The sequence below is a fragment of the Bdellovibrio sp. SKB1291214 genome (genome assembly GCF_002209355.2).
Classification (GTDB): domain Bacteria; phylum Bdellovibrionota; class Bdellovibrionia; order Bdellovibrionales; family Bdellovibrionaceae; genus Bdellovibrio.
In genome coordinates this window covers 1,599,438-1,617,396 of sequence record NZ_CP106855.1, presented here as the reverse complement: position 1 = coordinate 1,617,396, position 17,959 = coordinate 1,599,438, and the positions used below count along the sequence as shown (strand labels likewise).

The following is a 17,959-nucleotide window of genomic DNA, read 5'->3' as shown; positions in this document are numbered from 1 at the left end:
CGCACTGCCCTTTCGCTTATAGAGTTCGGATAATGCAAATATCTGGAGGTTTTATGCAACCCGAATTGGAGCGCAATAGATCGAATCCCCGCTATAAAAAGGATGCACCGACAACTCTTCGAGGAAAACTTAGAGAAGAATTCGATATTCAAAGCGAGACCATAAAAAAAGGCCAGCTTCAAGGAGTTTTGGAACGTAAAACATACGCGCAAGAGACTAGCGTGTTCGTTGGTACCGCTCTTGTTGTTGTCGGTTTTATTGGTTTCGTTGTCGATAACTTGTTGGGCATGCACCTTTCACACTCTCACAATCTGATTCATCTTATTAGTGGCATTCTTTTGGCGTGGTTTGGATTTAAAAATGAACAGCGAGCTAAGAAGTGTTCGCTCATTTTCGGATCCTTTTATGCAGTTCTTGGCGTATTAGGATTTATCGTAGGTACACCCGGAATGCCGAACGTGGGACACTTGGTTCGAGACGATTCTTTGTGGATGATTTCGCCCGACAAACTGGAATTAGGATCCAGGGACCACGTTATCCATTTGGTTATCGCAGCAGCATTAATTGGTGGAGCCTTGATCAAGTTTCGCAGGATCCGTCGCGAAGACATTTAGTCTTCGCGCACACCCTGCTGTAAAAACTTTTCGATTTTAAGATTTGTATAATCTGGGAAGTCTAATTGAGTACAGTGAGAGCCATATGGCACCAAAACGAACTCCGAGTTTTTAATTTTTTCTTTTAAATGATACTGAAATCGAATCGGAGTGACGGCGTCTTTTTCTCCAGAGATAACAAGCACCGGAACTTCGATTTTTTCTAAGATCGGCTCGCCATCAAATTTCATTAGCTCTTCAAAAAAGGCAATAAATACCTTAAGGTTCATACGGGCAACGCCCCGGCAATACACTTCAATGTCTTTGAAATGAGTGACCCGTAAATTAAATCCCCCCGCTAAAGCGGCAGCGTACATCGCCAAAGGATTATCAATCGCCACTTTCCACAGAGTATTCCACAAGTCAGGCTGATTTTCGTACTGCCCTTTCACGAAATAGAAAAAAGGTTCAATAACTTCTAAGCCAAACATCCCCTTAATAGGATTGCGAGCAAATCCGTTAATAAAAGTCATCGAGCGAATAATTTCCGGATGCATTGAATATAGATTCAATAAAATGGGAGCGCCAAAACTGTGACCCGCGAAGTGAGCGCTTTTAATATTTAAGTGCTCAAGCAAGCCTGCGATGTCTTTGCAAAGAGCTTCTAAGGTCAGCTGACTCATGTCCGCAATCGGAGTGCTTTTGTGGTGACCGCGTAAATCAAAAGCAATCACTTGATAATTGCGCGAAAAATATTCGATTTGATAGTGCCAGTGATTGATTGGACATGCGATTCCGTAAATTAAAACTAACGGCTCACCTTGTCCGTGAGTTTCGTAATAGATGGAAGTGCCATCATAGCTTTCAAATGTACCGATGCTTTTTGGCGTCGTTTCCATGAGACCTTCTAATTCCTACAAGTATGTGACTTTGATTTGAGTGCTTCCGATGGAAATCATATCACCATCCTGAAGCATTTCGGCAGACACCTTTTTATTATTAAGACTGACCCGGCCTGTAGCCAAAACTTTTAACTGCACCTGGCCGGGGCCAGCAATTAATTGAAACGCGTCTCGGGGCGCGTCCACATCCAGCAATTCGATATCCAGCGAGTCTGCACCCGCGGTTCTTGGGCCGTACCCTAAAATAATTTCCTCATCTGCCTGAATTCCACGAATAAAGGTCAATCGAAGCGCGGGAGAGAATCTTTGCAGTTCAACCGGCGGTTCTGAGTTTTGTATTTGCAGCTGAGAGATTGTGGTGCTGACAATGTTGCGCCAGGTCAGAAGACGTTCGAAACTGCTCGCCTTTTCCTCTTCAACGGATAAAACCTGAAACTGGGTACGACCGATCTCAAAGATAACCCCTGGAATTAAGGCGACTTTCTTTACACGGCGACCTGATATGTACAACCCATTCGAAGAATCCAAATCCAATAAAACCAGCTGCCCCTTGCCATCTAATGCGACCTGGGCATGCTTGCTGGAAACCTTCGGGTCTTTAACTATGATGTCGGCATTGGCTCTGCCCATAGTCATCCCGTCCGTCAGTTGATGTCGGGATCCCTCATTTACACCGTTCAGAACCTCAATAAAAGTGACCATTTAGGTATGATAGGACTGGATTCAGACGAATCAAAGGACTATTCCTTGTGCTCAAACTTAAGGCGTGCTAAACCCGTTAAACATTTTAAAAGTCATCCTTGTTCCCACCCCTGTATGGTGGGGGCTTTAACCGAAAGGATTATACATGGAAAAAAACACTGCACCTTACGAGGTTGTTGTTCTTATGCACCCAGATGCAACTCTTGAAGATCAAAAAGATCTTTTCAAGAAGAACAAAGCAACTATCGAGTCTTTCAAAGGTTCTATCAACTCTTTGGAAACTTGGGGCAAACGTAACTTGGCGACTCCAATCGGCAAGTTGAAAAAAGCGACATACTTCCACTCTACATTCGAAGCTGACACACAAGCTATCGCTGAGTTGGAACGTACTATGCGTATCAACGACAAAGTACTTCGCTTCATGCACACTCGTCTTGATGAGCGTGTTTCTTTGGCTAAGTTCATGGAAGGCTTCAAAAAAGGTCTTTCTGAATCTGCTGCTCGTGAAAAAGAGCGCGAAGCTAAGATCCAAGCTCGCAAAGCTGCGTTTGCTGCTGCTAAAGCAGACCGCGCTGAGCGTGGCGAGTAATTTATAAAGGGCGTAAGCCATGAAGAAGTCCGCGTCTCCACAGAAATTCATCACAGTTTCATCTCTCTCGATTTTGTTGTCGATGATGACAGTGGTATTTGGCGCTCCCCTTCTTCGTGTGCTCCGTCAGGCTTACGGTCCATGGGCCTTTTGGATTCTTGGACTGTTAGTAACAGGGGCTGCGTGGCTCCTCAACGCTCAACCTTTAGCGATGTTTATTGGCTCCGTTTGGATGACTTTAGGGGCTTACAATGAACTTGAGCAAAAAGGACTTGGGTGGTGGCTATCCGGTATTCTAAGCGTGCTGCTTGGGACAGGTGCTGCAAGCATCTCTCTGTATGGAGCATTCAAAGTAAACGGGATTAACACGTACGCTGAAGTTCAAAAGCTGGTCGAACAGTTTACTGAGCAGGTTCAAAAAATGAATCCCGCAGTTAAATTGGACGCTTCAGTTTTGATGCAGCAAATTCCATCAGCCATTGCTATCACTCTGATTTTAGCACTTGGTGTGGGATTAATATTTGAGAGAAGGGTTTTTTCGTGGCTCAATTTGCCCCGCGAGAAAATTGCCTCTCAGCTCAAGTTGTTAGAATATCGTGTGCCTGATGTTTTCATTTGGGTAGCGATGACAGCCTTCCTTCTAACAATGGTGAGTTTTGGCGGTAAGGCCATTGCGATCCTCGCAGTAAATATTGTGAACGTAGCACTCGTTCTCTATTTCTTTCAGGGGTTAGCAGTGTTGGAGGTATTCCTAAATTCGATTCGTGCCGGTACGGTCACTCGAGTTTTGGTGTACATAATCTTGGTCGGCCAGTTGGTGCTTATTTTAAGTATCGTTGGTTTGATCGATTACTGGCTGGATTTCAGAAGTCGTATTCGTAAGATGACGGCTCCTAAAGCTAGCTAATACTAAAATACACTTCGACGTTGTCGAAGTAGTTATGGAGATCACATGAAAGTTATTCTTCAAAAAGACGTTAAAGATGTAGGCCGTGTTGGTGAATTGGTGAACGTTTCTGAAGGTTTCGCAAGAAACTTCTTGTTCCCACGCAAATTGGCTGCTGAAGCTACAGAAAAACGCGTAAAAGAATATGAACACTTGAAACGCGTTGCTGAAACTAAAAAGAAAAAAGCATTGGCAGAACGCCAAGAAATCTTGAACAAAATCAACGGCACAACTGTTACGTTCAAGCTTCAAGCTGGTGCTGACTCTGATAAGCTTTTCGGTACTGTAACAACTACAGACATCTCTAAAGAGCTTCAAAAAATGGGTCACTCTATCGACCGCCGCGACATCCACTTGGAAGAGCCAATCAAAGTATTGGGTCAACACAAAGCGGTTGTACGTTACACTGAAGGTTTGGAAGCTAAGATCCAAATCGCAGTTGAGCGCGCATAATTTACCCTATAGTACGCACAATTATGAAAGAGGCCTCGGAATCGGGGCCTCTTTTTTATTTCAGACTCTGTCACTTTTACCATAACGTAATCTTATAGATATCATCGAATTTTTTATATTGCCCTGGTTCCAAATTGGGTGTTTAAAGAGCGCCATTGGAGGGGTTTTCCATGAAAACAATCAAGTCTCTTAAGTTAGCTTTGTCATTGGGTGCGCTGGCGACGATCGCAGCTTGTACTCCTAATAAGCAATCCGCTTCTGTAACTGCTTCTGGTAATTCCTCTGGCATTATTGGTGGTGTGGCTGTTGATCAAAACGACATCATCAGAAAGTCGACTGTATCAATCGTAGTTAACGTTCTTACGCAAGATGGGCAGCAAGGTCAGTTCCTTTGCACGGGCTCTATCGTCAGTGAAAACACAATCTTGACGGCAGCTCACTGTGTACCAGGTGCTGAATACAAAAAAGCTGCAATGTACGTTGTCTTCGCAACGGACCTGAACAAAATGCAAAAATCTCAAATCGTTGCTGTTTCCGGCGTTGTTGTTCACCCTCAATACGGTGAAGGCGACAAGCGTCTTCGCGAAACAATTGAAAAGCTTAAAAAATCTGGTAACCCGAATGGTGACGGCGTAGAGCTTACTGACCGTGATCAAGGCGCAGATAACTACGACCTAGCGGTTCTTAAGCTTGCAAGCAAAATTCCTGCTGACTACCAAATCGCAAATGTTCTTACTGACGAAACAATCCTTAAAAACGGTGCGAATGTTACTTTGGCTGGTTACGGTTTGACGAACGTTAAAAAAGAACAAGTTGATCCAGCAAAATATCCTGATCTTGATGCTGCTATCGCTAGTGGCCAAATCGGTTGCACATACGATAAGAAAACTTGCTACATCTTGACTCAAGAAAACGAAAACATCTTGAAGAAAACGGATGTATCAGTGATCCAACCGTACGGTGAAACTGAAGTTGCTTTGGATCAATCTCAAGGTAAAGGTGCTTGCCACGGTGATTCTGGTGGTCCAGCGTTCATCAACGTAAACGGTACTGAATACCTTTGGGGTGTTACAAGCCGCGGTACTGGTAAAGATGGTATCGACGATTGCTCTAACTACGCAATCTACACAAAAGTTCACGCTGAATGGAATTTCGTTTCAAAAGCTATTAAGCAATTGAACACGACGACTAAAGAAGAAGCTCCACAAACTGAAGCTTTGGCAGCGAACTAAGAATTCATACTTAGAAAAATAATTGGAAGGCCTCGGGAAACCGGGGCCTTTTTTTATGCCGATTTGATTTCTTCTTCGTTTGCTAGCTCTAGGAAGACCTCGTTCAGATAGTCCACCATGATAGATCTTAGCTGATCCATTGTAAGCTCTTCGGCGTTGGTGCCATGAGCAGACATCAACTTTTGCAGCTCTTTCGCTACAGGGTCTGTGGGAAGTCCTGTACCTTCCACTACGACTTGGGCAAGTCCCTTGTCCATTGCGGCCTCCATGCTCGGTCTAGGCGCGATCCATGCGCCTATGTCTAATCGACCCCTCCACTTGATCAAGGGGTTAAATTTAACTCAATCTAAAATCGAATATATGGATTTTGGTCCAGTCAAATCGATACAGACCTCGCTCATTTTTGAGACTTTCTCACGGAAATCCTAAACTCTGTTTCCTTTGACTCCGATAAGTATTTTAGGAGCCACTCGATATGTTCGTACATTTTGGATTGCTTATCATCGCCCTGCTGTCGCTGAGTGCTTGTTCGCTCGATATCAATGTCCTTGGGAAAAGTCGCACGACAGAGCTGCCGTCAACTGACGGATTATTTCCCCTGGGGGAACAAAAGGCCTATTTCGGTGGTTCAATCGCAACCGCCACAGATTCTAACGGAAATGTTTATAATGCTGATGCGACAATGGGTGGTTCAATTACGAAATTGAACTCGTCATTGGCATCAATCGCATTCGTCGCTCAATCAGGTACAGGTGATGGGCAAGTTTCCAATGTCACAAGGCTGCTAGTTGATTCACAAGACAACCTATTTGTCCTGGATGCTGGAAATGATCGCATTCAAAAATTTGATTCAAGCGGTGCTTTTGTTTTGAAATGGGGCAGTTCTGGCTCATCCAACGACTATGAATTCCCCGGTTTAGCAGCCTTTGCAATCGACAGCCAAGATGAAATCTACGTGTTGGTTTCTGATGGTGCGACAGTGGGCGAAGTGCGGGTCTACAATTCTTCAGGGGTGTTCCAAAGAAAATGGGGCACGTTCGATATGACCCACACTCTGCCTTGTGATGCGTGTTTTCATCGTATGCGTGCCGTGGCGATAGACTCAAGCGACAACGTTTACGTTGCTGATTCCGAGTGGGGAAGAATTGAAAAATTCGATAGACTTGGAAACAAACTTTCCGAGTTTGGTTCTTCGGGAACAGGCAATGGTCAGTTTCCTCAAACACTCCTTTCTATGGCTATCAAAGGTAATGAATTATTTTTGGCCGAACAGGTTACGCCAAGAATTCAAAAATTTAATTTAAACACTGAATCCTATGTCTCTGACATTAGCTCGCCAGGTTCTGCAGATAATCAAATTATTCAGCCAGTAACCTTGAACTTCGATAAGTCGGGCTATCTGATGGTTTCAGATATTTCTCTTGGCACGTCTGGTAGTATCAAACGATTTGCTACAGATGGAACTTTCATTAGCAAAACTGAAACAGGCGGCAGTGGTGATGGTAAATTAAAAACTCCGACTGCGGGTGCTGCCTATAAAAACGAATTTATTGTGGTGGTAGATTCGGGCAATAAACGAATTGCTAAGTTCGATGCCCAAGGCAACTGGATAATGAATTTTGGCTCTCCAGGAACTGGAAGTGGACAATTCACGACTCCATTTAATGTGGGCGTGGATGATGACGGAAATATCTATGTCTTAGATTTAAACCAAGGCACAAGAGTGCGAGTGGAAAAGTTTGATAAGAACGGAAATTTTCTGACGGAATGGGACGGATCCGACAACGTTCTAATTACCAATGCCTATGCCATGGCTGTGGCGGGAGATGGGACTGTTTATGTCGGTGATGCTTCAAATGGAATAGTTCAAAAGTTTGATAGAGATGGACATTGGGTGCGGGATTATACGGGCATAGATACCAACACAAGTACTGCCACTATATCTATGCCGGGGGCACTTGCCCTGGACAACCTAGGGCACCTGCTCGTCTCTGATATGAGTAGAGGAACCATTATTAAAGTAAATCTTGCTAATGATACCATGGTGACCGAGTTCGGTTCTTCCGGTGGAGTTTTTGGTATGACGATCACGCCAGCAGGTAACATCCTAACATCCAACGCCATGAACAACGTTGTTACAGAATATTCCTCAGCAGGTACACTGACAGGAATATCCTGGGGCGGCTCTGGATTTACTCCAGGAAAGTTATCTTCTGCGTGGGGAATTTTCTGTGATCCCAAAGGATATGTTTATGTTGTGGACCAGGGGAACTCACGCATTCAGAAATTTAACTCACTCGGCGTGGTCCAATAGCTAACGGCGGTTCGTGTGTTTTTTGCCCCAGTGTTTGGCGTTTGGTAATAGGGAATACAACACCGGCAGCAAAATTCTGCGCGGAAGCAATCGGCGAATATAATAAAACACGGTTGCATCTAGCGTTGCAGGAATCCACAGGGATGGATTTTCTGTTTTGATTGTTTTCACAATGAGCTTGGCAATTTTGGGTGCTGAGGATCGCGACATGCGCATCATCTTTGCCACGAAGGGTGTCATGTTCTGATAGAAATCGCAGTAAGGCCCGCTCCAGTTGTGTGCAGGATCGGATAATTCTGAATGATAGACGTTCATGAAAGAGCTGCTGTTCACGAAGCCCGGTTGGATCAAGGATACTTGGACTCCAAACGGCCTCATCTCATACCATAACGCTTCACTGGCGCCTTCAAGCGCATATTTTGAAGCGGAGTACGAAGACATCGTTGGCATTGCTAGCATTCCTGCAACTGAAGACACGTTGATGATTTTGCCTCTGCCCGTTTCGCGCATATAAGGGATCACTCTGCGAATCAGACCCATGGGGCCCAGATAATTTGTTTCCATTTGCAGCTGCTCATCTTTGGCTGTCATGTGTTCAATCACGGAACGATACGAGATACCGGCGTTATTCACCAAGATATCCACACCACCCCACGTTTTATTGACGTGATTGATAAGTTCTTTGCGCTCTTCTTCTTGAGTGACATCCAGTCTGTAAATCATGAATCGATCATTTTCTAAAAAAAGATCGTGAAGCTTGTGAAGACTTTTTTCTCGTGCTGTCGCGACGATGCGATATTCCGGGTGCTCGTTGTAAAGAAGTTTTACTAATTCCAATCCAATACCGTGAGAACAACCCGTGATTAATATAACGGGTTTATAGGACTGTACTCTGCCGCTGCGGTGATAACGTGAAAAAGGCCACATAAGTGGCCTCTATTATCCTAGGCTGGAGCGCCAGGAGCAAAGTTTTTCGGTCTGCCACCTGGCATCGGAGGCGGAGCTTGCGGCGGAGGAAGTGGATTAATGTGTCCACCCGACTCGCTGGGCTCAGCATCACGGAAGCGGGAGTGTTTTGCGTCGAAACGAAGTTTAACTGTACCAGTGGCACCGTTACGCTGTTTACCGACGATAACTTCCGCATGACCCGCTTTTTCCGGATCTTCCTTGTCGTAGTAGTCATCACGGTAAAGCATCATAATAACGTCGGCATCTTGTTCGATCGATCCCGATTCACGGAGGTCAGAAAGCATAGGTCTGCGGTCCGCACGACCTTCCACCCCACGATTCAGCTGGGCTAGAGCGATGATAGGAACCTGAAGTTCCTTGGCAATCGACTTTAAGCTCTTAGAGATTTCGGCAACCTCTTGCTCACGCGAAGAAAATTTTTGTTTCATACTCATCAACTGCAAGTAGTCGATCATGATGCAATCAATACCGTGTTCAGCCTTTAAACGACGAGCACGAGAACGGATCTCAAATGGTGACATCCCTGGAGTATCATCGATAAAGATTCCGGCTTCTGAAAGGGCGCTGGCTGCATTAATCAGCTTAGGCCATGCAGAGTCTTGGATTTTACCGTTACGGATCTCATTCATGTTAACGCGTGCTTCAGAGGACAACATACGCATCATCATGGCTTCTTTACCCATCTCCAGAGAGAAATAGGCGATTACTTTTTTCGCGCGAAGAGCAATGTGTTGAGCAACGTTCAAAGAGAACGCTGTTTTACCCATCGACGGACGAGCGGCGATGATCGTCATCTCGCCTGGGTGAAGACCCGAAGTCATTTTATCTAGCTCTGAGAAGCCAGTTGGAAGACCCGTAACATCAGCTTTACGTTTGTAAAGCTCCTCGATCTTTTGGATGGAAGCCTTAACGATTTCCATAGAGCCCACAAGACCCGTTTGCTGTTTCGTCTCTGTCAGTTTGAAGATTTCTGATTCCGCTTGGTCCATGAAGGATTCAACGTCAGCGAAATCTTGATCATAAGCGCGTTCGATCAACTTGCTGTTGGCCGTGATCAATTTACGAAGCAAACTTTTTTCGCGAACGATTTTTGCGTGCGAAGCAATGTTTGCGGAGGAAATAGTTTTATCAAGCAAACCAATCAAATACTCAGGGCCGCCCACCATATCCATGGAACCTTCGGCCTGAAGCACGTTGGTAACAGTGATGATATCGATTGGCTGATTTTTGCTGTGAAGATCTTTAATGGCAGCATAAATCTTTTGATGTGCCGGCTTATAGAAGTCCTCTGCAAAGAGAACGTCACCAACTTGGTCGAGAGCTTCTCGATCAAGCATGATACCGCCCAGAATGGACTGCTCGGCCTCTAGATTTTGTGGTGGAATACGAGTACTCACAACAACCCCTCATGTGAGACACCGGTTTGATTTGAAAAACTGCCATCCCCTTCGTTGCTTCGTCGTAGACCCACCTTCAGTAGGGCCTTCGCCTTGCGCCTTGTGGCTGTCACTTTTTGATATCAAACCTATTTTAACAAAACCCCAAAAAATGGGGAAAATAAAAATTGCGAGACTGCGCGTGATGGTGGTTCTGGATGGCTCGCTGGTGTAAATTATGAACGAATTAGTTCAATTTTTTAACACGAATTTTGTAGTTATCAATTTTCTTCTTAAGAGTGTTGCGATTGATGCCAAGCATCTGAGCTGTCTTAACTTGATTACCGTTGTACGCACGAAGTGCAAGCTCCAGAAGTGGCTTTTCAACTTGCTCGATTACAACATTGTACAAACCGTTCAATTCAACTTGTGCTTCTTTTTGTTGAGCAAAAAGAACTTCGAGTTTGCTTTTAACAAGCTTTTCCAAGCTTACAGACTGAAGATTAGCGACAAAAAGATTATCTGAACTGTTAAGGTTCGGCGTCATGGAACTCCCGGAATTACATCAATGCTTGGGTTTTGGAGTAAACTATACTCCGCGTGTTTCGGGAGACCAAATATACTTATGCAGTTGCAATTGCAACCTTGCAGATGAATTTTGCTGCAATATTTTTTCTGCCAACCAGCGTTCAGACACTTGGCCGTATGATGGGCTGTATAAAACCACAAATTTTTCGAACAATTTGTGTTGACGACAGAAATTTTCAGACCAAATGAAGTCTTCTTCAGAACAGATCACAAATTTGAATTCCGTGCTAGCAGTGGAAAATCCGATGTTGTCCATCAAGAAAGAATTTGCTGCACCACTATCTGGAGTTTTCACATCCAAAATAACTTTCACGCGCGGATCAACTGTTTGAATTGATTTTGAACCAGAAGTTTCCAAAGAAACTTTGTAGCCTTTGTCGCAAAGTTCTTTCATCAAAGTGTGAACCTCTTTTTGCAACAACGGTTCACCACCCGTAACACAAACATGCGGAGCTTTGTGCGAATCGATCTCTTGATGAATCGCTTCCATCGTGCGCATGTCGCCTTCATAATAAGAATATTTGGTATCGCAATACGTGCATCTTAAGTTGCATGCAGTGGTGCGCACAAACACCGTAGGAGCGCCTACGTAAGTTGTTTCACCTTGGATACTATAAAAAATCTCATTTATTTTAAGCATTGTTACTGGCTCTTTGTCTTGGAGGCCCTGCGCCACTCGGTGCGGGACGGTCTGTACTTGTACCTCCCCCAAGGCCTAAGTCAAGGTTGCGTTGCCTGAGCATGACTAAGTCGGCGAAATTTCGTAAATTTTTTAAATGAACCAATTCCTCAAAAAGTTCCGTCAAGACGTCACTGCAATCTGTTTTTTGGGCCTAGGTCTTTTTATCACGCTTGCTTTGGTAAGCTACAATCCTCAGGACCCATCCCTTAACTCTATCGGGCAAGGACTAAAAGCCCTAAATTACTGCGGAATTGTGGGTAGTTTTTTAGCCGACGCCCTTTATCAACTGTTTGGCTTGGCGGCATGGGTAATCGTGGCAAGTCTGGGCCGCATGGCATTGGCTGCTTTCAGAGGCGAATCTTTGAATATTAAGAACATTCGCTTTGTGTGGGCTCTGTTGTTGATAGTGGATGTGGCGGCTCTTCTTTCGATCTATATGCCGACGACTCGTTTGTTCCAAAATCAGATCGCACTGGGCGGTATGTTGGGCATGGGGGTTTCATCTGCATTGATGCGTGCTTTCGCCTACGCGGGCGTGCAAGTGATTTTGTGGACGTTCATGGCTGTCCTGGTGGTGTTCTACTCGGAAAAAACTTTGCAAGAGCTGGCAGAGGTTCCACAAGATTTCATGGCAATGCTTAAGAAAAAAAAGGTGGGCGAAAAGTTTGCTGGCATCTTTGGTGGAGCGTTTGCAAATGAGAAAAAAACAGCCCCTAAAAAAGAAAAGAAAAAAGACGAGCCTAAAAAAGCTTTCCCTCTTTCAGATAAGAAATTCGTAGGCAAAGACGAAGAGGAAGAAGACGACAAGGATCTGAAAATGCTCCTTGATGCTGCTGAACAAGAGGAAGAGGACGAAGAGGAAGACGAAGAGCTTTTTGCAGAGGCTGAAGAGGACGAAGAGGAGGAGGAAGAAACTCCTGCACTTCGTATGGCGCAAAAACGCAAAGTCGTGATGAAGGCGAAACCACCTCGCCGCATTGAAAACTGGGAAATGCCGAAGCTTGCGCTTCTTGAAGATCCACCGGTTTCTCGTATTAAAATTGATAAGGCAGAGATCCAAAGAAAAGCCGACGCGTTGGTTGAAAAGCTTAAAAACTTCTCTGTGGAAGGTGCCATCCAAGATGCGAAACCGGGTCCACTGGTTACAATGTATGAATTTAAACCAAACGCTGACGTTAAAATTTCCAAAATTTCAGAGCTCGAAGACGACCTATCCTTAGCACTATCTTCGGAATCCGTGCGTGTGGTTGGTCACATCCCGGGCACTGATGTTGTTGGTATCGAAACAGCAAACTTAAAGCGTGAAACAGTTTATTACAAAGATTTGATCGCCGAAGATTCATTCTGGAGCGAGGATTTAGCACTGCCGATGGCTGTGGGTCGCACAGTTGATGGCGAACCAAAAGTGGTTGATCTGCGCAAGATGCCTCACTTGTTGATCGCGGGTACGACGGGTTCTGGTAAGTCGGTGTTTGTGGGTTCTATCATCACCGGTTTGCTATTCCGCCACTCCCCTAAAACTTTGCGCTTGGTTTTGATCGATCCCAAAATGGTCGACTTGGCTCCGTTTGCGACAGTTCCGCATTTGGCAATTCCTCACGTAACTGAACCCAAGAAAGCGGCAACCGCTTTGAAGTGGGCGGTTCGTGAAATGGAAAAACGTTATAAATCTTTATCAAAGTTCGGTGTTGGTAAGATTGAAGCGTTCAATGAAAAGACTGGCGGTCTTTCTAAAGACGAAATTGAGCAGCATGAAAAAATCAATCAAGAGCTCGAGGAAGGCAAAGCAAAACTGGATCAATACTACTACCAACCACTTCCATACGTGGTGATCGTAGTTGATGAGTTGGCTGACTTGATGATCACTGAAAAACAAAATATCGAAGAACCGATTCAGCGTCTGACACAAAAAGCTCGTGCCTGCGGAATCCATTTGATCTTAGCAACTCAGTCTCCGCGTAAAGACGTCGTGACTGGTTTGATTAAAACCAATATTCCGGGTCGTGTTGCTTTGAAGGTGGCTTCGAAAATGGATTCCAGAATTATTATCGATGATTCTGGTGCGGAACGTTTGCTTCCGAATGGTGACATGTTATTCCAAGCTCCAGGAATTGGTAAACCAACGCGACACCACGGTCCTTATCTGAAGGATGCTGAGATTGCTAATGTCGTAAAACATTGGGCATCGCAAGGTGAACCAGAGTATGACCCACTCGCAATGAAAGCACTTGATGGATTCGCTGGCGACGGGGCTGAATCTGGTGGCGATGACGGTGGTGGATTCGGCGAGGAAGAATATGATGAACGTTATGATGAAATCCTGTCTTGGGCCTCTGGGCAGAAGGAAATATCAGCTTCATTGATTCAACGTAAATTTCGTTTAGGTTATCCACGTGCTGCGCGGATGATTGAAGTGTTCGAAAAAGAAGGCGTGGTGGGACCAGCCAATGGCAGCAAGCCGCGTCAAGTCCTCGTTACTTCTTATCGAGAAACTTAATAGAAGCTTGCTAGTCCTCCTTTGGTCGTGCTGCAATAGATAGCAACAAAACCATCAAGGAGGATTTTTTATGATCAAAGCAATTATTGCTACTCTTGCACTAACTTTCTCGGTTTCTGCATTCGCAACACCATCTGTAGCTGACGTGGTAGTTCAGGCTCAATTGCCTGCAATCGCTGAACAAGCTCAAACGTTGGGTTTGGACTGGAAAGTTGGCGACACTGCTAACTACAACCTAGATATGGGCGGATTCATCAAAGGTAAAATGGTGATGTCTGTTAAGTCTGTTGAAGCAGACGGTATCTGGATGATCCAAGATATGGACCTTGGTTTCGCTGGTAAACAAAACGTAGAAACTCTTATCGATCCAAACACTGGCGCGGTTAAAAAAATGATCGTGAACGGTAAAGAACAAGAAGTACCTAAGCAAGACGTTGAAGTTGTTGATATCAAAGAAGACAAAATCACTGTTCCAGCTGGTACATTCGAATGCGTTCACGCAATCCTAAAAGACAAAAAAGATAATTCTGAAATCAACGCGTGGATCAACCCACAATTGATTCCAATGTCTGGTTTGTTGAAACAAGTTGCTCCAAGTCAATTTGGTAAAGTAACTGTTGAATTGACTTCTTTCTCTAAAAAGTAGTTCATGAAGTCCATCTTCTTAAAAGCCGCTCTAGGAGCGGCTTTTTTATTACCAGCCCCTGCCTTTTCTCAGTCCAAAGCCGAGACCTATAAAGACATTATTGAAAAAGCATACAACCTTAGTTTGCAAAAGGATCGTCAACAAGCTTTGAACATCCTAAGTGCAGCGATCGCGCGTGAATCTCGTCCAAATGCGCAGGTGGAATTAAAAAAAGCGGCAGTAGATGTGGCCCATGTTTTTTTTAGCGACAAAGCACAACAGCTTTATGAAACAACTCTTTCGCTTAAGAAAACAGATATTAACCAAGCAGTCTCAAAACTATCTGAAGCTCAAAGAATTGAACCAGACAATCAGACAATCGGGACAGAAATGGCGCGGTTACAGATAGCCAAAGGTGATTGTTCAAATGCGCAAGAAAACCTGGTGAAGTCTTTAAAACTGATCCCCTTTGACGATGAAGTGAAGCTTGCAAATGCTCAAGCCCAGAGCTGCGCAGGACAGTGGGTTGAATTTGCGAAAAACCCCGAAGCTGTTGATGCTAAAAAGTCACCTTATCAAAAATATTGGATGGTCTTAACGATCGAGCACCAACTGAAGTTGAAGAATTTGACAAAGGCTTCAGAAATTTCTCAGAATTTGACTAAATTGGACGCTAAATATCCCGAAGCTCACTATTGGAGCTGGAAGATCTCTCAAGCATTGAAAAAGAGCAATGTCGAACAGGCTCAGAAATATGTGATGACATGCAAAAACATTTCAGCGAGCCAGTATAGACAGTATATGATAGATCCCATGCTTTGCCGCCACACCGCTGAGGTCGAAGGTGAAACAAAGGGGATGAATGGAAACTCTGACTAAATCCACACTGCTATTTTTAGCCGGCGTATTTATTGCCGGCTGTGGCGTAAAGGGAGCACCACTTCCGCCACTCACGCCTCCACCATTGGGACGAGGGGAGCCGACGTATTCGGATACGACTCGTAAGTCTAAACAAAAAACACGACCACTAATTCAAGACGAAGAATCTCAAAATTCCTCTGGGGGCGAGTAATGACTCCCCTACTTCCAGTAAAAATCACGAAAATGTCGGGTGCAGGAAATACCTTTGCATTCATTGACGGGCGTGGTGTTGCTAACTGGAAGGATGTGGAAAAGACCCTGGGTAAATCACGACCAGAAATTGCACAGCTTATCTGCGACCGTGTTCTTGGAATTGCAACCGATGGATTCATTGTCATTGAAGATGGCACCGAAGGTTTTGATTTTAATTGGGATTTTTATAACTCCGACGGTTCAACGGCTGAGATGTGTGGCAATGCGGCCCGCTGTGCTGCCAGATATTGCTATGAGCATATTGGCGATAAAACTCACGCAAACATTCGTTTTAAAACAGGTGCGGGCTTGGTCACCGCACAGATTTTAGGGAACGGAAAAATTCGCGTAAAAATGCCGGAAGCGCGCGTGGTTCAAAACCCAATCGAGCTTGAAACGAAATCAAGTTCCAAGGAAAAATTTGTTCTGGTGAATACAGGTGTTCCTCACCTTGTTCAAAAAATTCACGCCTTTGTGGATTCAGTAAACCTTAAAGATCTTGCACGAGAAATGAGATCGCATGTCGATCTTAAACCAGCGGGCGCAAATGTTACATTTTACGCTGAAGACCATGTCGGAAAAATTAAAGCGGTGACTTTCGAACGTGGAGTTGAAGATTATACTTTGGCCTGCGGCACGGGAGCTGTTGCTTCGGCGTTGGTAAGCTCGCTTGAGAATCATTTAAATGAAATTGAAGTTCAAATGCCCGGGGGAGTGATGGAAGTCCACTTCTTTGAGAATGATCTAAAACCCTTGCTTGTCGGCGATGCGGTTTTTGTTGGCGACTTCCAATACAATCTTGAGGTCGTGACATGAAGAATTTTAAAGGCACCATTACGGCATTATTAACTCCGTTTAAAAATGGAAAAATTGATTACTCTTCCGTGGATAAGCTTTTAAAACATCAATTAGAAAATGGTGTTGATGGTTTCGTGATCAATGGAACCACGGCGGAAAGTCCGACGTTAACAGATACTGAGAAACAAGAGCTTTTTAAACACGTTCGTAAAGTTGTTGGTGCTTCGGTCCCATTGATCATGGGCACGGGTTCCAACGATACCGCTAAAACAATTGACGATTCAAAAAAGGCGGAAGCTTTAGGGGCTGATGCAATCCTTGTTGTGGTTCCATACTATAATAAACCTCCGCAACGGGGACTTTATGCTCACTTTAAAGCTGTTGCTGAATCCGTAAAAATCCCCACGATATTATATAACGTTCCCGGCAGAACCATTACTTCTCTTGCAACAGAAACTGTCGCCGATCTTGCAAAGGTATCTGGAGTTGTCGGCATCAAAGAGGCATCTGGGAAAATCGACGCCGCAGAACAAATTATCAAAGCCTGCGGCAAAGACTTCGTGATGCTCTCTGGTGATGATGGTACTTACGTGGATTTCTTAAACTGCGGTGGTCACGGTGTTATTTCAGTTGCTTCCCACGTAATTCCTAAGCAGATGGTTCAGTGGAAAAAATGGGTGCGAGATGGTCACCTAGACAAGGCAAAAACGGATATTCAAAAACATATGCCCTTGATTGATTTGTTGTTTGTGGAAGCAAATCCAATTCCCGTAAAAAAAGCAGTTCAGTTGATGGGTCTTATTGAATCCGCAGAAATGCGTTTACCGCTGGTGGAGTTGAGTCCAGAAAATACTGAAAAGTTAAAGATGGAAATGAAAAAAATGGGAGTGCTTGCGTGAAGAAGCTGAAAGTAGGATTGGTTGGTGGTAACGGCCGCATGGGTCGTGAGATCATCGAAGTCATCAATGCAAGCGCGAACCTTGATGTTTTTTACGCTTTAGGGCGCGACAAAAAGGTTGATCACAAGATGGCAGAAAAAGTGGATGTCTGGATTGATTTTTCATCCCCAGAAGCACTGCCAGAAGTTCTAAAGATCGCTGTTCGCCACAAGACGCCTGTTGTTTGCGGCACAACGGGGTTTTCAAAAAAAGAAAAAACTTTGTTAGAAAAATCCAGCAAAGAAATTCCGGTTTTGTGGGCTTCAAATATGAGTATGGGTGTCGCGGTTTTGAACGAGGCACTGAAAGTATTTTCTTCAATCGCAAATTTTGATTATCAAATCGAAGAGTTCCATCATATTCGCAAAAAAGACAAGCCATCTGGTACCGCAATCACCTTGCAAGAAAATCTAGAGAAAGCTGTCGGCAAAAAATGTCCAGAGCCACTAGCAATTCGTGGTGGAGGTATTTTTGGTATCCATAAGGTTCATGCCATGAGTGATGAAGAAGTTATTACTTTTGAACATTCCGCATTGAATCGCTCGGTGTTTGCCAAAGGTGCCGTTCGCGCAGCTGAGTGGTTGTCCAAACAGAAAAAACCAGGGCTTTATCAAATTCGCGACGTTTTGTTTGGGAAATAGA

The 17,959-nt window shown here is 44.4% G+C and carries 20 protein-coding genes; 13 read left to right on the top strand and 7 right to left on the bottom strand.

Going from position 1 to position 17,959, the window contains the following annotated elements; genetic code table 11:
- Positions 1-53: 53 nt before the first annotated feature.
- Positions 54-614, top strand: coding sequence for a DUF4383 domain-containing protein (locus B9G69_RS08055; RefSeq protein ID WP_088616038.1), 561 nt, complete (start codon positions 54-56; stop codon positions 612-614).
- Here the strand turns inward: B9G69_RS08055 and B9G69_RS08050 are convergent.
- The gene (locus tag B9G69_RS08050; protein ID WP_088616039.1) at positions 611-1,492 is read right to left on the bottom strand and encodes an alpha/beta fold hydrolase; all 882 of its coding nucleotides are present in this window, start codon (positions 1,490-1,492) and stop codon (positions 611-613) included. The genes B9G69_RS08055 and B9G69_RS08050 overlap by 4 nt on opposite strands.
- A gap of 15 nt (positions 1,493-1,507) precedes the next feature.
- Entirely contained in the window at positions 1,508-2,197 is a 690-nt protein-coding gene (locus B9G69_RS08045) for an FHA domain-containing protein (RefSeq protein ID WP_088616040.1), read from the bottom strand.
- Between the two features lie 145 nt (positions 2,198-2,342).
- Here B9G69_RS08045 and rpsF point away from each other — a divergent pair, with 145 nt between their 5' ends.
- From rpsF to B9G69_RS08025, 4 genes are all read left to right on the top strand, one after another.
- Complete coding sequence (gene rpsF / locus B9G69_RS08040) at positions 2,343-2,786, top strand: 30S ribosomal protein S6 (protein WP_088616041.1); 444 nt, start codon at positions 2,343-2,345, stop codon at positions 2,784-2,786.
- A gap of 19 nt (positions 2,787-2,805) precedes the next feature.
- A complete protein-coding gene (locus B9G69_RS08035) occupies positions 2,806-3,693 on the top strand; it encodes a DUF2232 domain-containing protein (protein ID WP_088616042.1) in 888 nt (295 codons plus the stop codon).
- 45 nt (positions 3,694-3,738) lie between these two features.
- Positions 3,739-4,185, top strand: coding sequence for a 50S ribosomal protein L9 (gene rplI, locus B9G69_RS08030; protein WP_088616043.1), 447 nt, complete (start codon positions 3,739-3,741; stop codon positions 4,183-4,185).
- A 170-nt stretch (positions 4,186-4,355) separates the two neighbouring features.
- Positions 4,356-5,417 (top strand): S1 family peptidase, encoded by a 1,062-nt coding sequence (locus B9G69_RS08025; RefSeq protein ID WP_088616044.1) that lies wholly within the window; start codon positions 4,356-4,358, stop codon positions 5,415-5,417.
- Between the two features lie 53 nt (positions 5,418-5,470).
- On the opposite strand, the gene B9G69_RS08020 is transcribed toward B9G69_RS08025, so the two are convergent.
- Complete coding sequence (locus tag B9G69_RS08020; RefSeq protein WP_088616045.1) at positions 5,471-5,674, bottom strand: hypothetical protein; 204 nt, start codon at positions 5,672-5,674, stop codon at positions 5,471-5,473.
- Positions 5,675-5,892: 218 nt separating this feature from the next.
- On the opposite strand from B9G69_RS08020, the gene B9G69_RS08015 reads away from it, so the two are divergent.
- Positions 5,893-7,731 carry an NHL repeat-containing protein gene (locus B9G69_RS08015; RefSeq protein ID WP_265438025.1) on the top strand — a complete coding sequence of 613 codons (1,839 nt, stop codon included), beginning with the start codon at positions 5,893-5,895 and terminating at the stop codon, positions 7,729-7,731.
- On the opposite strand, the gene B9G69_RS08010 is transcribed toward B9G69_RS08015, so the two are convergent.
- The 4 genes from B9G69_RS08010 to B9G69_RS07995 all read right to left on the bottom strand — a co-directional run bounded on the left by B9G69_RS08010 (position 7,732) and on the right by B9G69_RS07995 (position 11,304).
- Positions 7,732-8,658 carry an SDR family oxidoreductase gene (locus B9G69_RS08010; RefSeq protein ID WP_088616046.1) on the bottom strand — a complete coding sequence of 309 codons (927 nt, stop codon included), beginning with the start codon at positions 8,656-8,658 and terminating at the stop codon, positions 7,732-7,734.
- A 17-nt stretch (positions 8,659-8,675) separates the two neighbouring features.
- Positions 8,676-10,097, bottom strand: coding sequence for a replicative DNA helicase (dnaB, locus tag B9G69_RS08005; RefSeq protein ID WP_088616047.1), 1,422 nt, complete (start codon positions 10,095-10,097; stop codon positions 8,676-8,678).
- 226 nt (positions 10,098-10,323) lie between these two features.
- Complete coding sequence (locus tag B9G69_RS08000) at positions 10,324-10,623, bottom strand: helix-turn-helix domain-containing protein (protein WP_061834327.1); 300 nt, start codon at positions 10,621-10,623, stop codon at positions 10,324-10,326.
- Between the two features lie 42 nt (positions 10,624-10,665).
- The gene (locus tag B9G69_RS07995) at positions 10,666-11,304 is read right to left on the bottom strand and encodes a radical SAM protein (RefSeq protein WP_088616048.1); all 639 of its coding nucleotides are present in this window, start codon (positions 11,302-11,304) and stop codon (positions 10,666-10,668) included.
- Between the two features lie 136 nt (positions 11,305-11,440).
- Between B9G69_RS07995 and B9G69_RS07990 the strand changes: the two genes are divergently transcribed.
- The 7 genes from B9G69_RS07990 (at position 11,441) to B9G69_RS07960 (ending at position 17,958) form a co-directional block, all read left to right on the top strand.
- The gene (locus B9G69_RS07990) at positions 11,441-13,843 is read left to right on the top strand and encodes a DNA translocase FtsK (protein WP_088616049.1); all 2,403 of its coding nucleotides are present in this window, start codon (positions 11,441-11,443) and stop codon (positions 13,841-13,843) included.
- 70 nt (positions 13,844-13,913) lie between these two features.
- Entirely contained in the window at positions 13,914-14,489 is a 576-nt protein-coding gene (locus tag B9G69_RS07985; protein ID WP_176400969.1) for a hypothetical protein, read from the top strand.
- 3 nt (positions 14,490-14,492) lie between these two features.
- The gene (locus tag B9G69_RS07980) at positions 14,493-15,347 is read left to right on the top strand and encodes a hypothetical protein (protein WP_088616050.1); all 855 of its coding nucleotides are present in this window, start codon (positions 14,493-14,495) and stop codon (positions 15,345-15,347) included.
- Positions 15,331-15,540 carry a hypothetical protein gene (locus B9G69_RS07975; protein WP_088616051.1) on the top strand — a complete coding sequence of 70 codons (210 nt, stop codon included), beginning with the start codon at positions 15,331-15,333 and terminating at the stop codon, positions 15,538-15,540. Before B9G69_RS07980 ends, B9G69_RS07975 begins: the two co-directional genes overlap by 17 nt.
- Positions 15,540-16,397, top strand: a complete 858-nt coding sequence (dapF, locus tag B9G69_RS07970; RefSeq protein WP_088616052.1) for a diaminopimelate epimerase — start codon at positions 15,540-15,542, stop codon at positions 16,395-16,397. Before B9G69_RS07975 ends, dapF begins: the two co-directional genes overlap by 1 nt.
- Positions 16,394-17,278: a 4-hydroxy-tetrahydrodipicolinate synthase gene (gene dapA, locus B9G69_RS07965; RefSeq protein ID WP_088616053.1), complete on the top strand. Its 885-nt coding sequence runs from the start codon at positions 16,394-16,396 to the stop codon at positions 17,276-17,278. The genes dapF and dapA overlap by 4 nt, the downstream gene beginning before the upstream one ends.
- A complete protein-coding gene (locus tag B9G69_RS07960) occupies positions 17,275-17,958 on the top strand; it encodes a 4-hydroxy-tetrahydrodipicolinate reductase (protein WP_088616054.1) in 684 nt (227 codons plus the stop codon). The genes dapA and B9G69_RS07960 overlap by 4 nt, the downstream gene beginning before the upstream one ends.
- Position 17,959: the final 1 nt, after the last annotated feature.

Bases quoted from the DNA above. Each gene is read 5' to 3' on its own strand.
- B9G69_RS08045 (WP_088616040.1), bottom strand. From the start codon at position 2,197: ATGGTCACTTTTATTGAGGTTCTGAACGGTGTAAATGAGGGATCCCGA.
- dapA (WP_088616053.1), top strand. From the start codon at position 16,394: ATGAAGAATTTTAAAGGCACCATTACGGCATTATTAACTCCGTTTAAA.
- B9G69_RS07975 (WP_088616051.1), top strand. From the start codon at position 15,331: ATGGAAACTCTGACTAAATCCACACTGCTATTTTTAGCCGGCGTATTT.
- B9G69_RS08035 (WP_088616042.1), top strand. From the start codon at position 2,806: ATGAAGAAGTCCGCGTCTCCACAGAAATTCATCACAGTTTCATCTCTC.
- B9G69_RS07995 (WP_088616048.1), bottom strand. From the start codon at position 11,304: ATGCTTAAAATAAATGAGATTTTTTATAGTATCCAAGGTGAAACAACT.
- B9G69_RS07985 (WP_176400969.1), top strand. From the start codon at position 13,914: ATGATCAAAGCAATTATTGCTACTCTTGCACTAACTTTCTCGGTTTCT.
- B9G69_RS08025 (WP_088616044.1), top strand. From the start codon at position 4,356: ATGAAAACAATCAAGTCTCTTAAGTTAGCTTTGTCATTGGGTGCGCTG.
- rplI (WP_088616043.1), top strand. From the start codon at position 3,739: ATGAAAGTTATTCTTCAAAAAGACGTTAAAGATGTAGGCCGTGTTGGT.
- B9G69_RS08050 (WP_088616039.1), bottom strand. From the start codon at position 1,492: ATGGAAACGACGCCAAAAAGCATCGGTACATTTGAAAGCTATGATGGC.
- B9G69_RS08055 (WP_088616038.1), top strand. From the start codon at position 54: ATGCAACCCGAATTGGAGCGCAATAGATCGAATCCCCGCTATAAAAAG.
- B9G69_RS07990 (WP_088616049.1), top strand. From the start codon at position 11,441: ATGAACCAATTCCTCAAAAAGTTCCGTCAAGACGTCACTGCAATCTGT.
- B9G69_RS08000 (WP_061834327.1), bottom strand. From the start codon at position 10,623: ATGACGCCGAACCTTAACAGTTCAGATAATCTTTTTGTCGCTAATCTT.
- dapF (WP_088616052.1), top strand. From the start codon at position 15,540: ATGACTCCCCTACTTCCAGTAAAAATCACGAAAATGTCGGGTGCAGGA.
- B9G69_RS08015 (WP_265438025.1), top strand. From the start codon at position 5,893: ATGTTCGTACATTTTGGATTGCTTATCATCGCCCTGCTGTCGCTGAGT.
- B9G69_RS08020 (WP_088616045.1), bottom strand. From the start codon at position 5,674: ATGGACAAGGGACTTGCCCAAGTCGTAGTGGAAGGTACAGGACTTCCC.
- B9G69_RS08010 (WP_088616046.1), bottom strand. From the start codon at position 8,658: ATGTGGCCTTTTTCACGTTATCACCGCAGCGGCAGAGTACAGTCCTAT.
- rpsF (WP_088616041.1), top strand. From the start codon at position 2,343: ATGGAAAAAAACACTGCACCTTACGAGGTTGTTGTTCTTATGCACCCA.
- B9G69_RS07980 (WP_088616050.1), top strand. From the start codon at position 14,493: ATGAAGTCCATCTTCTTAAAAGCCGCTCTAGGAGCGGCTTTTTTATTA.